The 20,393-nt window shown below is 64.2% G+C and carries 18 protein-coding genes; 10 read left to right on the top strand and 8 right to left on the bottom strand.

Annotated elements, in window-relative coordinates:
• Nucleotides 1-203 precede the first annotated feature (203 nt).
• From P0D96_RS15210 to P0D96_RS15180, 7 genes are all read left to right on the top strand, one after another.
• The gene (locus P0D96_RS15210) at nt 204-1,298 is read left to right on the top strand and encodes an ABC transporter substrate-binding protein (protein ID WP_132383037.1); all 1,095 of its coding nucleotides are present in this window, start codon (nt 204-206) and stop codon (nt 1,296-1,298) included.
• Complete coding sequence (locus P0D96_RS15205; RefSeq protein ID WP_408285944.1) at nt 1,295-2,257, top strand: ABC transporter permease; 963 nt, start codon at nt 1,295-1,297, stop codon at nt 2,255-2,257. The genes P0D96_RS15210 and P0D96_RS15205 overlap by 4 nt, the downstream gene beginning before the upstream one ends.
• Complete coding sequence (locus tag P0D96_RS15200; protein ID WP_132383035.1) at nt 2,254-3,138, top strand: ABC transporter permease; 885 nt, start codon at nt 2,254-2,256, stop codon at nt 3,136-3,138. Before P0D96_RS15205 ends, P0D96_RS15200 begins: the two co-directional genes overlap by 4 nt.
• Before the next feature lie 39 nt (nt 3,139-3,177).
• On the top strand, nt 3,178-4,251 hold the full coding sequence (locus P0D96_RS15195; RefSeq protein ID WP_408181914.1) for an ABC transporter ATP-binding protein: 1,074 nt from the start codon (nt 3,178-3,180) through the stop codon (nt 4,249-4,251).
• A gap of 78 nt (nt 4,252-4,329) precedes the next feature.
• Complete coding sequence (locus P0D96_RS15190) at nt 4,330-5,154, top strand: transporter substrate-binding domain-containing protein (protein WP_408285946.1); 825 nt, start codon at nt 4,330-4,332, stop codon at nt 5,152-5,154.
• 68 nt (nt 5,155-5,222) lie between these two features.
• A complete protein-coding gene (locus P0D96_RS15185; RefSeq protein ID WP_106277825.1) occupies nt 5,223-5,969 on the top strand; it encodes an amino acid ABC transporter permease in 747 nt (248 codons plus the stop codon).
• Between the two features lie 2 nt (nt 5,970-5,971).
• Nucleotides 5,972-6,628 carry an amino acid ABC transporter permease gene (locus tag P0D96_RS15180; protein WP_408314111.1) on the top strand — a complete coding sequence of 219 codons (657 nt, stop codon included), beginning with the start codon at nt 5,972-5,974 and terminating at the stop codon, nt 6,626-6,628.
• A gap of 79 nt (nt 6,629-6,707) precedes the next feature.
• Here the strand turns inward: P0D96_RS15180 and P0D96_RS15175 are convergent, their stop codons facing one another.
• The 3 genes from P0D96_RS15175 to P0D96_RS15165 are packed head-to-tail and all read right to left on the bottom strand — an operon-like array spanning nt 6,708 to nt 10,689.
• Nucleotides 6,708-7,988: a c-type cytochrome gene (locus P0D96_RS15175; protein WP_408314109.1), complete on the bottom strand. Its 1,281-nt coding sequence runs from the start codon at nt 7,986-7,988 to the stop codon at nt 6,708-6,710.
• Between the two features lie 12 nt (nt 7,989-8,000).
• Entirely contained in the window at nt 8,001-10,232 is a 2,232-nt protein-coding gene (locus P0D96_RS15170) for a xanthine dehydrogenase family protein molybdopterin-binding subunit (protein WP_408314108.1), read from the bottom strand.
• 1 nt (nt 10,233) lies between these two features.
• Nucleotides 10,234-10,689 carry a (2Fe-2S)-binding protein gene (locus P0D96_RS15165; protein ID WP_408252169.1) on the bottom strand — a complete coding sequence of 152 codons (456 nt, stop codon included), beginning with the start codon at nt 10,687-10,689 and terminating at the stop codon, nt 10,234-10,236.
• Between the two features lie 409 nt (nt 10,690-11,098).
• On the opposite strand from P0D96_RS15165, the gene P0D96_RS15160 reads away from it, so the two are divergent.
• Nucleotides 11,099-11,497, top strand: coding sequence for a hypothetical protein (locus P0D96_RS15160; protein WP_132383021.1), 399 nt, complete (start codon nt 11,099-11,101; stop codon nt 11,495-11,497).
• A 493-nt stretch (nt 11,498-11,990) separates the two neighbouring features.
• A complete protein-coding gene (locus P0D96_RS15155) occupies nt 11,991-12,809 on the top strand; it encodes an alpha/beta fold hydrolase (protein WP_408285950.1) in 819 nt (272 codons plus the stop codon).
• A 10-nt stretch (nt 12,810-12,819) separates the two neighbouring features.
• Here the strand turns inward: P0D96_RS15155 and P0D96_RS15150 are convergent, their stop codons facing one another.
• Together P0D96_RS15150 and P0D96_RS15145 are read right to left on the bottom strand one after the other, a co-directional pair.
• Nucleotides 12,820-13,773, bottom strand: a complete 954-nt coding sequence (locus P0D96_RS15150) for a peptidoglycan DD-metalloendopeptidase family protein (protein WP_408178351.1) — start codon at nt 13,771-13,773, stop codon at nt 12,820-12,822.
• Nucleotides 13,774-14,392: 619 nt separating this feature from the next.
• Nucleotides 14,393-14,809 (bottom strand): hypothetical protein, encoded by a 417-nt coding sequence (locus P0D96_RS15145; RefSeq protein ID WP_408178352.1) that lies wholly within the window; start codon nt 14,807-14,809, stop codon nt 14,393-14,395.
• Between the two features lie 131 nt (nt 14,810-14,940).
• On the opposite strand from P0D96_RS15145, the gene P0D96_RS15140 reads away from it, so the two are divergent.
• Complete coding sequence (locus tag P0D96_RS15140) at nt 14,941-15,348, top strand: SRPBCC family protein (RefSeq protein ID WP_408285953.1); 408 nt, start codon at nt 14,941-14,943, stop codon at nt 15,346-15,348.
• Nucleotides 15,349-15,503: 155 nt separating this feature from the next.
• Here P0D96_RS15140 and P0D96_RS15135 read toward each other — a convergent pair whose 3' ends face one another.
• Genes P0D96_RS15135 through P0D96_RS15125 form a run of 3 tightly spaced genes read right to left on the bottom strand, consistent with a single transcriptional unit; the run spans nt 15,504 to nt 20,307 of the window.
• Nucleotides 15,504-16,763 carry a c-type cytochrome gene (locus P0D96_RS15135; RefSeq protein ID WP_408285955.1) on the bottom strand — a complete coding sequence of 420 codons (1,260 nt, stop codon included), beginning with the start codon at nt 16,761-16,763 and terminating at the stop codon, nt 15,504-15,506.
• The gene (locus P0D96_RS15130; RefSeq protein WP_408178355.1) at nt 16,760-17,482 is read right to left on the bottom strand and encodes a (2Fe-2S)-binding protein; all 723 of its coding nucleotides are present in this window, start codon (nt 17,480-17,482) and stop codon (nt 16,760-16,762) included. The genes P0D96_RS15135 and P0D96_RS15130 overlap by 4 nt, the downstream gene beginning before the upstream one ends.
• Nucleotides 17,479-20,307, bottom strand: a complete 2,829-nt coding sequence (locus P0D96_RS15125) for a xanthine dehydrogenase family protein molybdopterin-binding subunit (RefSeq protein ID WP_408314105.1) — start codon at nt 20,305-20,307, stop codon at nt 17,479-17,481. Before P0D96_RS15125 ends, P0D96_RS15130 begins: the two co-directional genes overlap by 4 nt.
• Between the last annotated feature and the right edge of the window lie 86 nt (nt 20,308-20,393).

Genomic DNA, 20,393 nt, shown 5'->3' with positions numbered 1-20,393 from the left:
GGGCGTGCGCCGCCCCAGTCGCGCGGCGGCCTTCGCATGAGCTTACGTCATGCCCTCCATGCGCATATTTCGTTTGTTGAGGGATTTTGGCAAACCTAGAGTGCATCCACACGCAGCGCAGGCAAGCAACGCAAACGAGCGATGCAGCGGCGGCGGTCACAGCGATATCACCAGGCAACAGGCGTTCAACACAGGAGACCGCCATGGAAGAGATCAAACGGGGTAGAAGGCAGGCCATCAAGTCGATCGGCGCGGCTCTCGCGGCATCCACCTTGCCGATGCCGTTCATCAATCTGCGCGCGCAGGAACACAACTTCAGCGGCAAGACGCTGCGTCTCTTGACGTGGTCGGACGACACGGGCGCCGCCGCTCTGCGCAATATCGCCGCCACGTTCACGGCGAAAACCGGCGCCAAAGTGATCGCCGACCGCGCCGACGGCACCTCCGGCATGGTCGCGAAGGTCAAGGCCGCGGGCGATCGTCCCACCTACGACGTCATCACCTTGGCCGGCGTCGGCGCAGCCGGTCTCGGCGACGCCGGTCTGCTGATGAAGCCCGATCTGGACAAGCTGCCGAACCTGAAAGACGTCGCGGCGCAGTACCGCACGGGCGCGAACGGCTTCGGCGTCGGCTACCTGCTGTGGTCGGACGGGTTGATCTACAACACGTCGACAGTCAAGACCGCGCCGGCATCGTACGAAGCATTGTGGGATCCCAAATACGCCGGCCGCCTGTTCCTGCCGCCGCCCGAGTGGGCCGAAGCGGTGGACCTGGCGATCATCGCCGCGAAGATGAACGGCGGTTCGCAGCAGAACATCGAGCCGGGTTTCAAGAAACTGATGCTGTTGAAAGATCGCGTGATGACGCTCGGCGAGAACCCGAACCAGGTGGCCGATCTGTTCCGCACCGGGTCGCTCGATATCGGCGGCATCTATTCGCCAGCGTTCTTCCCCAACCAGATCCGCAAGCCCGAGTACAAGATGGGCGTGACCTACGGCATGAAGGAAGGCTTCGCCACGCAGCTGATGTTCACCGTGATCCCCAAGGCGCATCCGGGCGACAGCGATCTGATCCACGCCTTCATCAACCATTCGCTCGACGCGGGCGTGCAAGGCCGCATGGCCGCCGACGTGCTGAACGGCCCGGTCAATTCGAAAGCGGTGATTCCCGCCGAGAGCCGCGCGTTCGTGCCGAGTCCGCAGCAGATCGCCGAGAAAGCCGTGCTGCATGACGACAAGGCGCTCGCCGTGGTGCAGCCGGCGTGGATCAAGCGTTACACCGAAATCTTCTCGGCATGACCGCGATGCTCGCGCGCTTTTCGCGGCGTGCTTCACCGGCGTCCGATCCGGCCTCGGACGCCGCGGCGGGCGCGTCCAGTCTCGGACCGGACACGCCTGCCGCCAACGCGATGGCAAAGGCGCGGCCGTGGCTACTGCTCGCGCCGATCCTGCTGTTTCTCGCCATCCTCGGCGCGGCGGCGCTGGTCGTGCTGCGCATGAGTTTCGGCACGCAGGGCAACGAGTGGCGCGGCTTCACGCTGCAAAACTACACGGACCTGCTCGACGGCTACTTCATGAAGTCGTTGTGGCTCACGTTGAAGCTCGCGTTCCAAAGCATGATCTGCGCAGTGCTGCTGGCGATTCCGGTCGCACTGGCGATGGCGCGCACGAAGTCGCGGCTCGCACGGCGGCTTCTGCTCGCGGGCGTACTGCTGCCGCTGCTCGTCAATCTGCTGCTGCAAGGCTATGGCTGGCTGATCATTCTCGGGCCGGCCGGCCTGCTCAATCACGCGCTGCTCGGCAGCGGCCTCGTGCAACGTCCGTTGATGTGGCTTTACCGCGAAAACGGCGTGCTGCTCGGCTTGATCCAGACGGCGTTTCCGCTCGCCGTGCTGCCGCTCTCGAGCGCGATGCGCGCGGTCTCGAGTTCCTACGAAGAAGCCGCCGCCACGCTCGGCGCGACGCGCTGGCAAACGCTGCGTCACGTGCTGTTGCCGCTCGCCATGCCCGGTCTCGTGTCCGGCGCGCTGCTCGTATTCGCCTATAACGCGAGCGCGTTCGCCGTGCCGCTGCTGCTCGGCGGACGACGCGTGCCGATGCTCGCCGTGCTAGTCCACGATCAGGTCGCGCCCTTGCTGAACTGGCCGGCGGCCTCCGCGTCGGGTGTCGTTTTGATGGTCGCCACGTTGACGGTGATGGCGCTGTCGCAGCGCCTCGTGCGCCGTACGCAGCGTCTCGCCGAGGAGCCTCACGCATGAGCACGCCCATTCAAACCGCGCCGCCGCCGCGCTTGCAACCGCGTGCACCACGCTTGCCGGCTGTCATGCCCGGCCAGCTCGGCAAGGCCACCGCCCTGCTCGCGGCTATCGTTCTGTTCCTCGCCGCGCTGCCGATCCTCACGATGATCACGATGTCGTTCAGCGCGGCCGACACGCTCGAATTCCCGCCGCATGCCTACGGCTTGCACTGGTATCGCGCCGCGTGGCACAGCTTCGTGTCGCCGGACGCGAGCGACACGCTGTCGATGGGCGGCGCATTGCGCACGAGCCTGATCGTCGCGCTATCGACCATGGTGATCGCCACGCTCGTCTCGGTGCCCGCCGCCTACGCGTTGAGCCGCTACCGCTTTCGCGGCAAGCCCGCGGTCGAACAACTGGTCGCGTTGCCGCTCGTCTATCCGCTCGTGATGCTCGGCCTGTCGCTGCTGTTGGTGTTCAACGTGCTGCCGGTCGAACTCGGCGTGTTCCGCCTGATCATCGCGCACGTGATTCTGGCGCTGCCGTTCACCGTGAAAAATTGCGCGGCGTCGGTCGCCTCGATTGGTCCGGAGTTCGAAGAGGCTGCCTGCGTGATGGGCGCGAGTCCCAGCCGCGCGCTCGTCGACGTGATCCTGCCGCTGATGCGCCCCGGCATTCTCGCCGGCATGCTGTTCGCGTTCATCATCTCGTTCAACGAATTCACGGTCACGTTCTTCCTGTACGGCATCGATACGATGACGCTGCCGGTGTGGCTCTACAGCCGCACGGTGTCGTCGCTCGATCCGACCGTGTTCTGTTTCGCCGTGTTCATCGTCGCGATCGACTTCGCGCTGATCTGGCTGCTCGAAAAGCTGATCGGCGACGAAGGCGTCGCTTTGTGATCGCGCGCTCATGACGCCCTCTTCTTGCTGGAGCATCCGATGACCCATTTAACGTTGCAGGCCGTGACCCGGCGCTTCGGCGCGGCCCATGCCGTCGACAGCGTCGATCTGAGCGTGCCCGACGGCAAGCTGGTGTGCTTCCTCGGCCCGTCCGGCTGCGGCAAGACCACCCTGCTGCGGATGATCGCCGGCCTGGAAACGCCGACCTCGGGCAGCATCCATTTCGCCGGGCGCGACATCACGCGACTGCCGGCGAACCAGCGCGACTTCGGCATGGTGTTCCAGTCGCTCGCACTGTTTCCGCACATGACGGTCGCGCAGAACATCGCGTATCCGCTGAAGCTGCGCAAGACCGCGAAGGACCAGCAGACGCGCCGAGTGGCCGAGTTGCTGGAACTGATCCAGTTGCCGCACATGGCGAACCGGCCGGTCACGCAACTCTCCGGCGGCCAGCGCCAGCGCGTGGCGATTGCGCGCGCGATCGCCTCGCAGCCGAAACTGCTGTTGCTCGACGAACCGCTCTCCGCGCTCGACGCCAAGCTGCGTGAAGCCATGCAGGTGGAGATCCGCCTGCTGCAACAGCGTCTCGGCATCACGACGATCATGGTCACGCACGACCAGCGCGAAGCAATGACGATGGCCGACGAGATCGTCGTGATGGAGAAAGGCCGCATCGCACAGGTCGGCAAGCCGCTCGATATCTATCGCGATCCGGTCAGCGAGTTCGTCGCAGACTTCATCGGTCTCGGCAATATCCTGCCGGTCACCTACGACGGCGCGGGCGGTGTGAGCCTGCCGGGCGGCCGGCGCATCAGCGTGGTGCAACCGGCGCGCGTGCCGGAGTCCAGCAGCGATATCCGCCTGCTGATCCGCCCGGAAGACGTGTGCGTGAAAGCCGCGTCCGACGCCGCGGGTCCGAACCGGCTGCAAGGCACCGTGACGTTTATCCGCGACGTGGGCGCGTCGCTCGAAGCGACCATCGACTGCGCCGGCTTCATCTTGACCGCCGCCACCACGCCGCGCGAAACACCGGGGCTTACGCTCGGCATGCCGGTGCTCGCGGAATTGCCGCCGCATGCGTGCAAACTGATCGCCGCGCGAGTCGGGCATTGAAGCGCACTGACTTGCACGCCACTATCGCACGCCACTAAAACCCATTCCAATACCGACATTTTCGACAGAGGAAAGATCATGAACCACCGTCCCGCTGCCCCGACCCGCACCCGCCGCGTGTTCGCCACGCTCGCCGCGACGCTCGCCTTCACCGCCCTCGGCGCACTGTGTGCGTTGCCGTCGGCCGCGCATGCGGACGCGCTCGACAACATCGCCAAGTCGGGTACGGTGCGCATCGGCGTGTTCGAGGACTACCCGCCGTTCGGCTCGATCGGCCCGGATATGAAGCCAATGGGCTACGACATCGACGTCGCCAACCTGATCGGCAAGGCGCTCAACGCCAAGGTCGAACTCGTGCAGGTGACGGGCGACAACCGCATGGCCTACCTCGCCGACCACAAGGCGGACATGCTGCTGTCAGTCGGCCAGACGCCGGAGCGCGAAAAAGTGATCGACTTCTCGCAACCGTACGCGCCGTACTACCTCGCCGTGTTCGGCCCGAAAGCCCTGCCCGTGAAGAACGCCGCCGACCTCGCCGGCAAGTCGATTTCGGTTGCGCGCGGCACGCTGGAAGACCTGAGCGTGACCAAGATCGCGCCGCCCACGGCGAACATCAAACGCTTCGACGATCCTAACGGCGCAATTTCGGCGTTTCTTTCTGGTCAGGTACAGTTGATGGTAGTCGGCAACGACGTCGGCGCCACGATTCTCGCGCGTCATCCCGCCAACGATCCCGAGCAGAAGTTCTCGCTGTTCAGCTCGCCGGATCACGTCGGTTTGAACAAGAACGAGCCGCGTCTGAAGCAGAAGGTCGACGAAACGATTGCCAAGGCCCGCAAGGACGGCACCATGAACGCGATTTCGCAGAAGTGGCTGCGTGCGCCGCTGCCGGCCGACCTCTGAACCTTTTTTTGCGCGGACCACGAAGCGTGGTCCGCGCCGGAGTTTGACCTCACGATGAGCGCCACGCCATGACCTATGCGTTCGATTTCAGCGGCTTCGGCCTCTATGCGGGGATGCTCGCGCGCGGCGTCGCCGTGACCTTGGGGCTGACGGCCGTCTCCACCGTGCTCGGCGGGATCGTCGGCATTGCCGGTGCGAGCGTGGCGGTGGCCGGGCCGAAATGGGCGCGCTGGGTGGTGGCGAGTTACGTGGAGTTGATCCGCAACACGCCGTTCATCGTGCAGTTGTTCTTCGTGTTCTTCGGTTTGCCGAGTCTCGGCATTCATATCGATGAAGTGCAGGCCGCGATTCTCGCCATGACCGTCAATCTCGGCGCTTATGCCATCGAGATCGTGCGCGCCGGCATCGACTCGATTTCGCGCGGCCAGGTGCAGGCGGCGCAGGCTCTCGGTCTGCATGGGCGGCAAGTGTTTCGCTTCATCGTGCTGCCGCAGGCCATCGCCAACGTGTTTCCCGCGCTGCTGAGCCAGGTGCTGATCGTGATGCTCGGCTCGGCGGTGGTCTCGCAGATCTCCGTGCCCGATCTCACGTACGCGGCCAACTTCATCCAGTCGCGCAACTTCCGCTCGTTCGAGAGCTACCTGATCATCACCGCGACGTATCTGGTGCTGTCGATCGTGTTGCGGCAAATCCTCAACCGGCTCGGTCGTGGACTGTTCGCGGGCCGTGCGGCGCGCGGCAACGAGAGCGCGCCGCGTAACTGGCGCAACCGCCTGATGTGGCGCGGCGCCCGCACCCTGCCCACGGAGCGTTGATCATGGTCGAATTCACGCTGTGGGACATTGCCCGCAATCTGTTGCTCGCCGCCCGCTGGACGGTGCTGCTGTCGTTGATCGCGTTTGTCGGCGGCGGTATTGTCGGCCTCATTCTGCTCGCGATGCGCGTGTCGCCGATCGCCTGGCTGCGGCGCATCGTCGTGGTGTATGTGGAAGTGTTTCAGGGCACGCCGCTCCTGATGCAGCTCTTTCTGGCGTTTTTCGGCTTGCCGCTGCTCGGTGTCGACGTGTCGCCGTGGGTCGCGGCCACCGTCACTTTGACGCTTTATACGAGCGCCTATCTGGTCGATATCTGGCGCGGCTGTGTGGAAGCCGTGCCGCGTGGTCAGTGGGCAGCGGGCGCGAGTCTCGGTATGCCGTTCGCCCAGCAGTTGCGCTATATCGTGTGGCCGCAGGCGCGGAAAATCGCGGTGGCGCCGACGGTCGGCTTTCTCGTGCAAGTGGTGAAAAGCACGGCGCTCGCGTCGATCATCGGCTTCACCGAATTGACCAAGACCGGCACCATGATCACCAACGCCGCGTTCCGCCCGTTCCCGATCTACGGCATGGTCGCAATGATCTACTTCGCGATGTGCTTCCCGCTGACGTGGTACGCGCGGGTGCTGGAGAAACGACAGAAGGTGGGCCAGCATCGTTGAAATTGGCTGCAGCGTGTGAATAAATAAAGCGGCAACCGTGCAGAACGGTTGCCGCTTTTTTATTACTGCCGTGAGAGGACTAGCGAGCCGCGTGTGTCGACTTGCGCAACTTCGCCACGTCGTCCGCCGTCACCGCCGGCGCGCCGTTGTTCCACCCGGCTCGCACGAAGGTCAGCACATCGGCGATCTGCTGGTCGTTGAGCACCGGCGCGTACTTCGGCATCGGATACGGCGCGGGAATGCCGCCAATCACCAGGTCCTCGGTGCCGTTCAGCGTCACGTTGATCAGCGACGACGGATCCTTCTCCAGCACGTTCGGATTGCCGGACAAGGGCGCCAGCATCGGTGCGAAGCCGCGTCCGTCGACACCGTGGCAGTGCATGCAATACGCCGTATAGACCCGCGCGCCGGCATCGTTCGCGGGACGGTTCAGCGACACCTTCGTCGCCTGCGGGTCGTACTTATAAGGCGGCGCACCGCTGCCGCCCGCCGGCGGCAGCGACTTCAGATACGTCGACATGGCGGCGATGTCCGTATCGTTCATGCCCTGCGTGCTGTTGTTGATCACGCTGGTCATCGAACCGAACGCCGAGGCATGGCGATTCGCGCCGGTCTTCAGAAACGCCTGCAGGTCCTGATCGTTCCAGCGGCCGAGACCGACGTTCTGCTCGCCGGTGAGATTCGCCGCGAACCAGCCGTCGAGCAGGCCGCCGGTGAGGAACGCGCTGCCGCTTTCATCGAGCGCCTTCTCCTGGAACGCGATGCCGCGCGGCGTGTGGCACGAACCGCAGTGCCCGAGCCCCTGAATCAGATACGCGCCGCGATTCCAGGCCACGTCCTTGCCCGGCTTGTCCTGATAGACGGCTTTATCCAGGAAGACCATGTTCCAGAACTTCAACGGCCAGCGCATGTTCATCGGCCACTTGATGTCGGGCTCGCGATTTGCCTGCTGCACCGGCGCCACGCCGCTCATGAAATACGCGTACAACGCTTTCATGTCGTCGTCGTTGACCTTGGCGTAAGACGGATACGGCATCGCCGGATAGAGGTTGTGGCCGTCTTTCGCGACGCCTTCGCGCATCGCCCGCGCGAAGTCCTCTTCCGTATAAGCGCCGATGCCGGTCTGCTGGTCGGGCGTGATGTTGGTGGTGTAGATCTGGCCCATCGGCGTGGTCATCGGCAGGCCGCCCGCGAACGGCTTGCCCTTCGGTGCCGTGTGACAGGCGACGCAGTCGCCGACCTTCGCCAGATAAGCGCCGCGTTGGACCAACGCCTGATCCGCTGCCAGCGCCGGAGTCTGCGCCAGGAACGGCAGCGTCACGCACAACGCCGCACCGAAACCCTTCAGAGTGTTTTTCATGTCGGGCTCCGATCAGGCGGTTTGCAGTTGGCTGCCAACCGGCAATTGCCGCAGCCGCTTGCCGGTGGCCGCAAAAATCGCATTGGTCAGCGCGGGCGCGAGCGCCGCCGTGCCGGGTTCGCCGATGCCGCCAGGCGCCTCGCTGCTCTTCACGATATGCACCTCGATCGGCGGCGTCTGATCGATGCGCAGCATCCGGTAGTCGGTGAAGTTGTTCTGCTCGACGCGGCCGTCCTTGATCGTGATCTCGCTGTAGAGCGCCGCCGTGATGCCGAAGATGATGCCGCCCTGCACCTGCGCTTCGATCGTGTTCGGATTGACCACCATGCCGCAATCGACCGCGCACACCACGTGCTTGACCGCCACCTCGCCCTGATCCACCGCGACGTCGACGACGATCGCAAAGAAGCTGCCGAACGCATGCATGACCGACACGCCGCGCCCTTGTCCCTTCGGCAGCGCGCTGCCCCAGTTCGCGGCCTGCGTGGCGACGTTGAGCACGTTCAGCGCACGCGGTGTCTTACCGAGCAGATCCTGACGGTATTTGACGGGATCGACTTTGGCCTGCGCCGCGAGTTCGTCGATGAAACTCTCCACCACGAAGGTGCCGCGCGTCGGTCCCACGCCGCGCCAGAATGCGGTGGGCACCGCGTGCGGCTCCTCGCGAACGTAGTCGATCAACTGGTTGGGCAAGTCGTATGGCAGATCCGAAGCGACTTCGACCGCATCCGGATCGATACCGTTCTTGAAGGCGGGCGGTGCAAAACGCGCCAATATCGACGAACCGACGATCCGATGCTGCCACGCGACCGGTTTGCCATTCGCGTCGAGCCCGGCCGAAATCTTGTCGTAGTAATACGGGCGGTACATGTCGTGCTGAATGTCTTCTTCGCGCGTCCAGACCACCTTCACCGGCGTCGACACTTGTTTGGCGACCTTCACGGCTTGCGTGACCATGTCGAACTCGAGCCGCCGCCCAAAGCCGCCGCCGATCAGATGGTTGTGCACGACGATCTTGTCGGCGGGCAAGCCCGTGACCGCCGCGGCGGCATCCACCACGCGCGTCGGCACCTGCGAGCCGAGCCAGACATCGCAACCGTCGGGGCGCACGTGCACCGTGCAGTTGATCGGCTCCATGGTGGCGTGCGCGAGGAACGGCTGCTGATACACGGCGTCGACGCGCGTCTTCGCACTGGAGAAAGCATTGCCGACGTCGCCGTCCTTGCGCGCCACCGCGCCGTTGCGTTGCGAGGCGTTGGCGAGATCGCCGACGATCTGCTTCATCGACAGATTCGCGCCCGCACCCTCGTTCCACTTGATGACGAGTGCCTGCACGCCGCGCTTGGCGGCCCACGTGTGGTCGCCGATCACCGCGACCGCGTTGTCGATCTTGATGACCTGGCGCACGCCGGGGATTTTCTTCGCATTGGTGTCGTCGACGCTGGCGAGCGTGCCGCCGAACACCGGGCAGTTCGCAATCGCCGCGTAGACCATGTCGGGCACGCGTACATCGAGGCCGAACATCGCGGTGCCGTCCACTTTCTCCGGTGAATCGAGGCGCTTGACCGCCGTGCCGATCAGCTTGAAGTCCTTCGGGTCCTTGAGCTTGACGTCTTGCGGCGCGGGCAGACCAGCGGCCACGGTCACCAGTTGACCGTAGCCGACACTGCGCTTGCTGGCCTCGTGGATCACCTGCCCGGCCTGCGCATGGCAGCTTGCCGGATCGACCTGCCATTGCTGCGCGGCCGCGCTGATCAGCATGGTGCGCGCGGTGGCGCCCGCTTTGCGCATCGGCTCCCACGCATAGCGGATCGAGGTCGAGCCGCCCGTGAGCTGGCCGCCGAGCAGCGGATCCATGAAGAGCTTTTCATTCGGCGGCGCGTGATCGATGGTGACCGCGTCGAGCGGCACTTCGAGTTCTTCGGCGATCAGCATCGGAATCGACGTGTAGACGCCCTGGCCCATCTCGACCTTCGGAATCACGAGCGTGACCTTGCCCGCGGTATCGATCTGGATAAAGGCGTTCGGTGCGAACACGCCGCTTTGCGGCGTTTCGACACCGTCGCCGCCGATCACCGATTTGCCGGCCTTCTGATCCTGGCTCGCGGCCGGCATGCTGAAGCCGAGCAACAGGCCACCGCCTGCCGCCGCGCCTACCGTCACGCCAAATTTCAGAAAGGTGCGTCGTGAAAAGCCACGTGCGGCACGCGCGCCGCTCTGTGCATCGAGCAATCCCTGGGACATGTCATGCCCCCTTTGCGGCGTGCTTGATCGCCGCGCGGATGCGGTTATAGGTCCCACAGCGGCAGATATTGCCGGCCATGGCGGCGTCGATGTCCGCATCGGTAGGATTAGGGTTGCTCGCCAGCAGCGAAGCCGCCGACATCACCTGCCCCGACTGACAGTAGCCGCATTGCACCACGTCCAGTTGACGCCAGGCCTGCTGCACCTTCTGACCGGCCGGCGTGCTGCCCACCGCTTCGATCGTGGTGATCTTGCGGTCGCCAACAGCCGCCGCCGGCAACACGCACGAGCGTACCGCCACGCCATCGAGGTGCACCGTGCAGGCTCCGCATTGCGCGATGCCGCAACCGAACTTCGTGCCGGTCAGACCGACCAGATCGCGTAAGACCCACAGGAGGGGCATGTCGGGCGGCGCGTCGACGGTGTGCGTCTGGCCATTGATATTCAGCGTTGTCATTGAGCGGCTCCGAGTGGGGTTTATTGTTTATCAGGTTGTTTAGGCAGAGACGTCGAACCAAAACGTAAAGACTCGCCGCGTTTATTCGACAAGCCGGACTAATGCGCGCTGCGGCTTTCCAGTCGTTTAAAACGGCGGTGAATGCATGGGCGCGAACGCGCCAAAACTGATCGGCGAATTGTAGACGCCCTTTAAAAAGTTCGCCTCGAAGCTGCATGCCGCCAGCCGGCTGGAAGATTCTCGCGGGCGCCGATCGCGTGGCTGAAAGGTGTTTTTAATCGGCGGAAACTATCCGCGCGGCGGTTCGAGCGGCCGGCCTTTATACGATCAGTGAATCTTGTTGAATCAATGCCGGGCGATTTTGTTAGCATGGATCCGGTCTGACTGACTATCCGAAGGAGCAGCACACATGAACGACTCGCAATGCACTCAATTCCTCTCGGACATTCGCCGACCGCTATTGGCGCTGCACAAAGCCATCCTCGATCACGAGCGTGCCGTGTACGAAAAGGAATTCGGCCCGGTCACGCCGGCGGCTTTCCTGCAGGTGCTCATCAACGGTTCGGGGTTCCGCTGGCTCACGCCGCTCTCGACGATCATTGCGAACGTCGACGAAATTCTCGACGATAAGGAAGCCGAAGCCGCCGACCGCACCGCCGCGGCCGAAGCGGTGACCGGGCTCTTCTCGCCCGACCAGCCGAACAATGCTTTCCTGCCGCGCTATCTGCCGCTATTGCAGGCCGATCCGGCGATCCTGCATCAGCATGGCCAGGTGTCGCAGCTGTTGCGCGGGATTGAATCGAAGTAGCCGGTTGCGCGCGGCTTCGTGTGCTCGCGTCGTGCGGGTTCGGGCCGCGCGTTGCTTGCGCGTGGTTTGCGCGTGGTTTGCGATTCGCTGTCGGCATGGTCGCGAGCGCGGCGCGCAGCGTTCATGCGGCCTCGGCTCCCGAATTTCCTCACCATTGAAAAGCGCGCGTTTCGATCGAGCGGGACTCGTCTGCATGACGGCGGCACGGCGGCGGCGTTGACGGATTACCAGGCTTTTTGAATGCGGCCAACGCAACGAGGCCTTATTTCAGGCCAATTTATGCACGATTCGTAAGAGTGTGTGGTGTGCGGTGGATTCGTTTGCCGTTGAAACGAGTGCGCGACCGAGTCAAGGTTGAATTTGCCTGGCTTTGCTGACTAAAACAAAGGTGAGCTTCTGCGGGAGGCATCCTGATGCAGGCTACGAAAAGCCGGTCAGCATGCTTCACAAAGCCCTGCTAAGGTAAGCAGACTTTCTTGCGACGCTCATCGCTATGCAAAACTGGCCGCTCCCCGAAAGCTATACCTTCCGCGATCAAGCCGTGCGCTTCAACGTGAGCGGCAATGGCCCGCCGCTGGTGCTGGTTCACGGCACGCCCTTTTCTTCGTATGTGTGGCACCGCATTGCTCCGCATCTCGCGCAGACGCGCACCGTCTATTACTACGATCTGCTCGGCTATGGACAATCCGAACAGTGCGACGGCCAGGACGTCTCGCTCGGCGTGCAGAATGGTTTGCTGGCGGAATTGCTCGCGCATTGGCAACTGGAAAGCCCGGATGTCATCGCGCACGATTTCGGCGGCGCGACTTCATTGCGCGCCCATCTGATCGACGGCTGCGACTATCGCAGCCTCACGCTGATCGATCCGGTGGCGGTCGCGCCGTGGGGTTCGCCGTTCGTGCGGCATGTGCGCGAACACGGTGACGCGTTTGCCGGACTGCCGTCCTACATCCACGAGGCGGTGGTGAAGGCGTACGTGCGCGGCGCGATCGCGCGCGAGATTCCGGATGACGAACTCGCGCCCTATGTGACGCCCTGGCTCGGCGCAACGGGTCAAGCCGCGTTTTACCGGCAGATCGCGCAAATGGATCAGCGCTACACCGACGAGGTCGAGGCGCGCTACCCGCAGCTACGCTGTCCGGTGCAGATTCTGTGGGGCGAAGAGGACCAGTGGATTCCACTGGCGCGCGGCCGTCAACTGGCCGCGGCCATACCGGAAGCGCGCTTTCAGTCGGTGCCGAAAGCCGGCCACCTGATGCAGGAAGACGCGCCGGAAGCGATCGTTGCCGCGGCGCTGCTGTGGCTGGATTGAGGTCGCGCGCCTAGCCGCGTCCGTGCGGCAGGTACGGCATGGGATCGATCGGCTTGCCGTCGCGGCGCAATTCGAAGCCCACGGAAACGCGCGAATTGTTTTCGTCGCCCATCTCGGCGATCTGCTGTCCTTGCACGACAATGTCGCCGGTTTTGACCAGCAGCTTGCGGTTGTGCGAGTAGGCGGTCAGAAAGTCCTTGTTGTGCTGGACGATGATGAGGCTGCCGTAGCTGTTCAGGCCCGTGCCGGCGTACATCACCTTGCCGTCGGCCGCGGCCCGCACCGGATCGCCCGGCTTGCCGCCGATTTCGATGCCACGCGTTTCGCCCGGCTGGAATCCTTCGACCACGCGCCCGCCCGCCGGCCAGGCTAGTGATACGCCGTTCGCGTGCCGCGCGGTTTGCTGCGCGACTTCGCGTGCTTCAGCGGCACTAAGCGTCGGCGACTGCACGGCCTGGGCGGACTGCGACGTTGACTGCGTCGCACCCGACGTGGTGCTCGGCGCCGTCGCTTGCTGCGCCGCAACCGAAGTCGCCGGCGTGGACGCCGCGGCGGCCTTCGCTGCCGCATTAGCCGCGTTCACCGCCCGCACCGTTTCCGGCGACGCGACGTGCAAGACCTGTCCCGACTTCAAGTGCGAGGACGCCTTCAATCCATTCCAGGCCTGCAACTGCTTCACGCTGCAATGATGATGCTGCGCGACGCGCGCCAAGGTGTCGCCACGTTTGACGCGATACACCAGTGGCGGCGATTTCTTGAGCAGCGCGCTCTGCTCGGGGGTGATCGCGGGCGGCGCGGCCGCCGTCGCATCGGCTGCCGGCGCGCTTGCCGCCGGCACGCTGGACGCAGCCGCCGCGGCTGTCTGCGCGTCCTGCTGGCCCACATTCGCACAACCGCTGACCGCCAGCGCGACCCATACGCCAGCGAGACTGGCCATCTTTGTTCTGTCGAAGCGCTTTCCCATCTTGTTCGACTCCTGCCTCGTTCATTGGCGAGCCGGATGCCGCCTTGTCGCGTGCGATGCGCGCGCCCGAACGGCGCGCTGCTTTCCCCTGCGACACGGCAAAGCCGCCTCGTGCGGCGCTCACCCATGCCCTGCCGACCAACCCAACCCTCGCCTTCACAAGCTGCCGGATGCCCGGGACGCGTACATGCCGCCCGCCAAAACAGCCCATCGTCCGCGAAAAGGGCCAGACTGCCGATTAAAATTCAAGCGGAATTGTAAAGTGCGTTTTATAAAAAACGCGCCAACCCACATACTTTGATACAAACCTTACGCACAGTATTGCGGACATCGTTGCGCGTGCAACGTGTACGGCGGCGCGTGCCCGTCAGGCATCCGCGTGGCCGCCGCAAGTTCGTCATTACCTGACCGCGTTTCATGCGCCGATGGCGGATCAGGCTGCGCATCTGCAAGCCATGCAGGACGCACGCACGCCGAAGCCCAGGCAAGCGCACGATAACGTTTGCATTAACGGCAGAATGGCGTCAAAACTTGAATTGCCAGCGGCGGCGGTAGGCGTCAAGGAGGATCGTGTCGGCGCGCGGACGGCCCGGCGTCCGTCCGGCTCGATGGAACGAGGCTAGCTGTAGTACTGCCCCTGGTACTTCACGTAGCCGATCGGATGATGCGTGAAGTGCAGCACCGGCAGAACGGGATTGCGATTGTCTTCGGTGGGATAGGCGCTGGCGTCGGGGATGTATTCGCCTTGCGCTTCGATTGGCTGCCCTGCCTGCAAATTGGGGATCTCGTGCGCGAGGCCCTCGTTGTCGCCGAAACGCACGGCGACGAAGACCTCGGTGCCCACCAGTTTTTCCGTACCGCCTTCGAACTTCACGACCGTGTCGATCTTGATGACGAAGTGCTGGTGATTGGCGCCGTTGTGATTCTCCGGGCTGGCGAACACCTTGCTGATCGTGCCTTGCACACAGGCCAGCGGCGCGCCCAGCGAATAGACGTAACTATGATGAGGAAGGATCTGCGTCGCGCGATTGTTCATGAAGTCTCCGTGAAAGGAATCTGTCTTGCCTACGGCGAAACGTAAGGCGCGCCGCAAGCCGGCAGCGGCGCGATACCATTTGAGCAGACCGCAGCGCGCGAGTTCATTGCGCGCCGTTCACAGGAGACATCATGACTGAGCCTGCGCAGGCGCAAATCATCAGCGTCCACATCGCGCGTGACTGGCGCGAGGTTTACGCTTTCACATCGGAGCCGGCGGCATTTCCCGAATGGGCATCAGGATTGGGCCGGCCCTTGGGCCATGACGGTGCGACATGGCGTTTCGAAGGCAGCGAAGGCACGACGACCGTGCGCTTTTCCGCGCCGAACGAGTATGGCGTGCTCGACCATTACGTTCTCTTGCCGGACGGCAGCGAGATCTACGTACCGCTGCGGGTGATCGCGAACGGCAGCGGCTGCGATGTGCAATTCACACTGTTTCGCGTGCCCGGCATGACGGACGGGAAATTTGCCGCTGACGCGCAATGGGTCGAACGGGATTTGGGCAAGCTGAAGGCGTTGGTCGAAGGGCGCGATTGACGAAAGTGCGTGCGCGGCCTTGACGGTTTTTGTCCACGCTGCTGCTTGCGCATGACCCTCACGCGTAAAAAAACCGGCGCCCTTAACGAAAGAGCACCGGTTTCTTTGAACGCTTCCTGGCGCCTGATATCAAGCGCCAGAAGTGCGGCTACGGTTCAGCGCAGCGCTTTCACCGCATCCGCCGTCACATCTGCAGGCTGGCCGCCCCACGTCGCGCGCAAATAATTGGCGAGCTGCGCGAGTTCCGCGTCGTTGAGTTGCGTGGCGAAGCCCGGCATATCCTGCATCCGTTCGAGGCCCGGAAAATCCTGCGCGCCGATGCCGTCGAGCATCGCCACGATCAGATTGTGGGCATCGCTTTGACGCAGCGTCGAGTTGCCGTGCATCGGCACGGCGACATGCGGCTTGCCTTCGCCGTTCAGACCATGACAGCCCGCACACACGGCGAGATACACGTTGCGCCCTGCTTCGAGCTGAGCGGCATCCGCGGAAACCGACTGCAGCGGTTGCGGCGCGGGCGCCTGGTCGCCGAGCAGATAGGTCGACATGGCGCGCAAGTCGTCGTGCGTCAGGTACTGGCTGCTCAGATGCACCACCGGATACATCTCGCCGAATGCCGAGCCCTGCGGCGCGATGCCGGTGGCGAAGAACGTCTGCAGGTCGGCCGCACTCCAGCCGCGCGCCGCGAGACCGTGCGGCGTGATATCCGGCGCCGCGATCCGGCCGAGTGCCGCGCCGGTCAGCGGCTTCGCGCCGTCGAGCTGGCCGAACGTGCCGCGCGGCGTGTGACACTCGGCGCAATGGCCGAGCGCGCTCGCCAGATAGCGGCCGCGATTCCACTCCGCCGTGCGTCCAGTCGATGCATCCGGCAACGCGTCCTTCAGGAACACCCAGTTCCAGAAACGCACGCCGAATCGCATGTTGAACGGGAACGACAGCTCGGGCTCGTGATTCGCCACCGCGGCCGGCTTCTGCGCCATCAGGTACGCGTAGATCGCATCGCTGTCCGCGCGCGACAACTGACGGTACGACGTGTACGGCATCGCCGGATAAAGCTGCTTGTCCGGCGTGACGCCGTCATGCAACGCCTTGTACAGATCGTCCGCGCTCCAGTTGCCGATGCCGTGGTCCTTATCCGGCGTGATGTTGGTGCCATAGAAGGTGCCGAACGGCGAAGCCAGCTTCACGCCGCCGGCGAACGGCGCGCCGTCTGCCGTGGTGTGGCAGGCAGCGCAATCGGCGGCCTTGACGAGGTAGCGGCCGCGCGCGAGCGGATCGGCGGCGGTGGATTGCGGTCCCAATGCGGCGGCCGCGGCCAGCGCGCCGGAGTCGTCGTGCTTGCCGCAAGCGCTCAGCGCGAGCGTCGTACCGAGCAGCAGCAGCGCGCGGCGCAAGGTGATCGGTCGGCTCATCATGCGGCGTCCTTTACGAGGCCAGGCGTCGTCAGCACGACTTCCTTCACGGCTTCGTAATAGCGCACGTAGCCCGTACAGCGGCAGATGTGATCGTTCAGCGCTTCCGTAATCGTGGCCTCGACCTTGTCTTTGGCAACCGGCTCACGCTTCAGGCGTTCGATCAACACGGTCGCCGCATTGACGAAGCCCGGCGTGCAGTAGCCACACTGAAAACTGAAGTGCTCGAGAAACTTCTGCTGGATCGGCGACAGTTCGACGACCTCGCCCGCTTCGTTGCGCTTCGCGTGGCCTTCGATCGTGCGAATGGATTTGCCGTGGAAAAAATTCGCGCCGGTGATGCAGGTGCGCACTTCTTCGCTCGTGCCGTCCGGTTTGTCGACGATCACCACGCACGCGTGGCAGATGCCCTGGCCGCAGCCGAGGCGCGAGCCGGTCAGGTGCAGATACTCGTGCAGGTAGTCGATCATCATCAGCCCGGCGGGCACATCGGTCGGACCGACGATCTCGCCGTTGACCTTGATCGACAGCGGCATCGAACGGAAGTGCGTCAGCGGACGCTCGACCACGGCGGGAGCAGGCGCGCTCGCGGCGTCGGCGGCCGAAGCCACGGAAGCGCCACTCGCGGGAGCCGCGCCGAATGCAGCGGAAGCGCCACTTGCAGCGGCAGTACTCACCGCGCCGCTAGCGACAGCTGCGTTGGTTTGATTGGGGGCCGTCATGCGAGCACCTCCTGAATACGTTGCGGGGTGACCGGCAGGTCGGTAAAACGATGTCCGATCGCATGCGCGATGCCGTTCACGATGGCGCCGACCACCGGAATCATCACCACTTCGGCGATGCCCTTCGGTGGATCGGTCTCGGTCAGCGGCGGCAGCACTTCGTCGGTCTGGGTCCAGACGGCAACGTCCGTCGCGCGCGGCAAGTGGTAACGATTGAAGTTCCACGTGCCGTTGCCGGGACCGTCTTCGTAGAGCGGCAGATATTCGTGCAGCGCGTGGCCGATGCCCATCGCCAGACCGCCCTGCAACTGGCCGGACACGAGTTGCGGCGAGATCTGATTGCCGCACTCCATGATCGAGTGATGCGCGAGCAGATCGACCTTGCCGCTCGCTTCATGCACCGACAGTTCGACCAGCGTGCCGACCGCGCTGTAGTACGTGACGGCCGCGTTGTTGCGCTGGACCGGCGGAATGAACACACGCTGGCGGTCCAGCACGCGGTAGCGATTCGCCGTGGTCTGCATCTTCTGCTTGTCGGCCGACGCGTTGTCGCCATAGCGCACAGCGAGCCCGTCGAGCGGCCAACGCTCGACGCTGCCGTCGATCTCGAAGTCCGCTTCGGTCCACTGCCAGCGGTTGAACACGTGCACGGTCGCGCCGGTCACGAGGCCGAGTTCGTGCGCCTTCTTCGCGAGCTGTTCGAACGACAACGCTTCGAGGCCGGCCGCGGAGAGCTTGCCGTCGACCCAGCGGGCGTCTTCGATACGCACCACCAGCGGCGCGGCCTGACCGCCGCCGCTGCCCTGGCTCCAGATCGACATCGCCGCGGGCCACAGGCCATGCGCGAACACCACGCGCGCCGCTTCACGCGTGCTGTGCGTGAAGTAGTAAGCGGAATTCGTCGCGCTCGACGGCGATGCGTAGCCCGGCGACCAGCGCGGATTGGCCGCGAGCTTGTCCTGATCGGCTTGCGACATCATGTACGGATCGCCGCTCGTGACGACCGGCAGATCGGGCCAGTCGGTGATGGCGACATGCACGTCGGTGGCCGGCTTGCCGAGCCACTTCGCCACCGCGACGGCCTGCGAGGTCGACATGCCGGTGCCGATTTCGGCCGCCGTGTGTTGCAGGCTGATCTTGCCATCGGCGCTGAACTCGACCTTCGCGAACGAAGTCTCCGCGCCGGTGCCGAAGTCCTTCTGCACACAGGCGAAACCGACGCCGTAGCGCTTGCCCGGATGCGCCGCTTCGAACTCGGCCTTGCGCTTCGCGCGGTTCAGCCACAGCGGATGCACCTTCGCTTTGTTCAACACATCGTCGACGCGAATCGCGCCGGCCGGCACCGCGCCTTGTGTGTTCTTCATGCCGGAACGCAATGCGTTCTTCAGGCGGAACTCGATCGGATCGAGTTCGAGCCGCGCGGCGATTTCATCGACCATCATCTCGGTCGCGGCCATGCTCTGCAGCGTGCCGTAGCCACGTGCTGAACCGGCGTCGATCGCGCGCGTTGCGAGCGCCACCGCCGACAGATCGTTCTTCGGGAAGTAGTAGATCGACTGCGCGGCGGTCGCGCCCACCATCGCCACCGACGGCGAGAAGTTGCAGCGTCCGCCGCCGTTCGCTTCCATCTCCGCCTTGAACGATTGCAGCAAACCGGACTTCCTGTCGACGGCGATGCGGTAGTTCATCTTGAACGCATGGCGCTTCAACGAGGTCTGGAACTGCTCGTAGCGATCGTTGGCGAGGCGCACGGGACGGCCATCGGCATACATCGCGCAGACGAGGCCGTAGAACGGCACATTGAAGTGATCCTTGGAACCGTAGCCCACCGTGTAGCACGGGTAAATGAACAGGTGCTTCACCGGGAACGCGCACTTCGCGACCATGCCGGCCGCGCTGTCGGCGACCTCGGACGGCGCCTGGGTCGGCACGACCATGTGAAGCGATTGCGTCGCCGCGTCGTACCAGCAGTTCGCGTTGTCGGGCTCGAGCGCGGCCGTGTCGATGGACTGCGTGTTGTACTCGCGCTCCATCACCAGCCAGTCCGCCGACGGCTGATCCAATTCCTGCTGGATCCGCGCGGCGTGGAACATGCCCTGCTCGTCGAGCTTGCCGTGCTCGCCGCCGTCCGGCCACACCGCCTGGTGCTTGCGCATCATGCTCGGAAACACCGGCGCGTCTTTCAGACTGGAGAAGGTGTCGTCGTCGTACGGGGTCTTGCCGCCGACGCGCACGAAGCGGAACGTGCCCCACGGATCACGTTCGAGCGCGCCGGTTTGCGCGCCGTAACGGATGATCTGATCCTGGAACTTCAGCTTATCTTTCGCGAAGCGGAAGCGCGCGAAGTCGTGATAGATCAGGATCGCCACCGCCTGGCCGAGATACGCGGGCGTCTTGCCCGGCGGCAGCAGCATGTCGTCGCCATAGAAGGCCGGGAAGATCAGGCCATCGCGCGCCAGATCGGCGGCGGTGATCACGCGGTCGGGCTTCAGGTCGTCGCCGAGCAGCGTGAGGTCGAAGCCTTCGTAGCTGCGGTCGGCTTGCGTCGTGCGCAGAATGAAAGCGTGCGACTGCTGCTGCGGCCAGTGCGGCATGTCGGCGGCGCGGATGTCGCGGGCGAACACTTTCGAGCCGGTTACCTTGGCAATGCCGTCGATGCGGAACTTTGCCTGACCGTTGGCCGCATCCCACTGCACCGGCGTCAGGATTTTTTCTTCGAACAACGCAGCGAATGCGCGGCTGCCCATCGGCGCGATATACACCGACACACCCGCCAACACGCTGGCCTTCAGAAAACTACGACGCGAAAGGTCGAGTTTCCCCATGGACTTCTCCTTTAGTGAATACGGCGGCAATACGGGCCATCAAGGCCTTTCCTTCCCGGCGTCAGGAAGACACGGACCGTCACGCG

It is taken from the genome of Paraburkholderia sp. RL17-347-BIC-D (assembly GCF_046027915.1).
Lineage (GTDB): Bacteria > Pseudomonadota > Gammaproteobacteria > Burkholderiales > Burkholderiaceae > Paraburkholderia.
This window is presented reverse-complemented; position numbering and strand designations above follow the sequence as displayed.

What these genes read in the sequence shown, in the direction of transcription:
- P0D96_RS15210 (WP_132383037.1), top strand. Translation starts at nt 204, where the DNA reads ATGGAAGAGATCAAACGGGGTAGAAGGCAGGCCATCAAGTCGATCGGC.
- P0D96_RS15205 (WP_408285944.1), top strand. Translation starts at nt 1,295, where the DNA reads ATGACCGCGATGCTCGCGCGCTTTTCGCGGCGTGCTTCACCGGCGTCC.
- P0D96_RS15200 (WP_132383035.1), top strand. Translation starts at nt 2,254, where the DNA reads ATGAGCACGCCCATTCAAACCGCGCCGCCGCCGCGCTTGCAACCGCGT.
- P0D96_RS15195 (WP_408181914.1), top strand. Translation starts at nt 3,178, where the DNA reads ATGACCCATTTAACGTTGCAGGCCGTGACCCGGCGCTTCGGCGCGGCC.
- P0D96_RS15190 (WP_408285946.1), top strand. Translation starts at nt 4,330, where the DNA reads ATGAACCACCGTCCCGCTGCCCCGACCCGCACCCGCCGCGTGTTCGCC.
- P0D96_RS15185 (WP_106277825.1), top strand. Translation starts at nt 5,223, where the DNA reads ATGACCTATGCGTTCGATTTCAGCGGCTTCGGCCTCTATGCGGGGATG.
- P0D96_RS15180 (WP_408314111.1), top strand. Translation starts at nt 5,972, where the DNA reads ATGGTCGAATTCACGCTGTGGGACATTGCCCGCAATCTGTTGCTCGCC.
- P0D96_RS15175 (WP_408314109.1), bottom strand. Translation starts at nt 7,988, where the DNA reads ATGAAAAACACTCTGAAGGGTTTCGGTGCGGCGTTGTGCGTGACGCTG.
- P0D96_RS15170 (WP_408314108.1), bottom strand. Translation starts at nt 10,232, where the DNA reads ATGTCCCAGGGATTGCTCGATGCACAGAGCGGCGCGCGTGCCGCACGT.
- P0D96_RS15165 (WP_408252169.1), bottom strand. Translation starts at nt 10,689, where the DNA reads ATGACAACGCTGAATATCAATGGCCAGACGCACACCGTCGACGCGCCG.
- P0D96_RS15160 (WP_132383021.1), top strand. Translation starts at nt 11,099, where the DNA reads ATGAACGACTCGCAATGCACTCAATTCCTCTCGGACATTCGCCGACCG.
- P0D96_RS15155 (WP_408285950.1), top strand. Translation starts at nt 11,991, where the DNA reads ATGCAAAACTGGCCGCTCCCCGAAAGCTATACCTTCCGCGATCAAGCC.
- P0D96_RS15150 (WP_408178351.1), bottom strand. Translation starts at nt 13,773, where the DNA reads ATGGGAAAGCGCTTCGACAGAACAAAGATGGCCAGTCTCGCTGGCGTA.
- P0D96_RS15145 (WP_408178352.1), bottom strand. Translation starts at nt 14,809, where the DNA reads ATGAACAATCGCGCGACGCAGATCCTTCCTCATCATAGTTACGTCTAT.
- P0D96_RS15140 (WP_408285953.1), top strand. Translation starts at nt 14,941, where the DNA reads ATGACTGAGCCTGCGCAGGCGCAAATCATCAGCGTCCACATCGCGCGT.
- P0D96_RS15135 (WP_408285955.1), bottom strand. Translation starts at nt 16,763, where the DNA reads ATGATGAGCCGACCGATCACCTTGCGCCGCGCGCTGCTGCTGCTCGGT.
- P0D96_RS15130 (WP_408178355.1), bottom strand. Translation starts at nt 17,482, where the DNA reads ATGACGGCCCCCAATCAAACCAACGCAGCTGTCGCTAGCGGCGCGGTG.
- P0D96_RS15125 (WP_408314105.1), bottom strand. Translation starts at nt 20,307, where the DNA reads ATGGGGAAACTCGACCTTTCGCGTCGTAGTTTTCTGAAGGCCAGCGTG.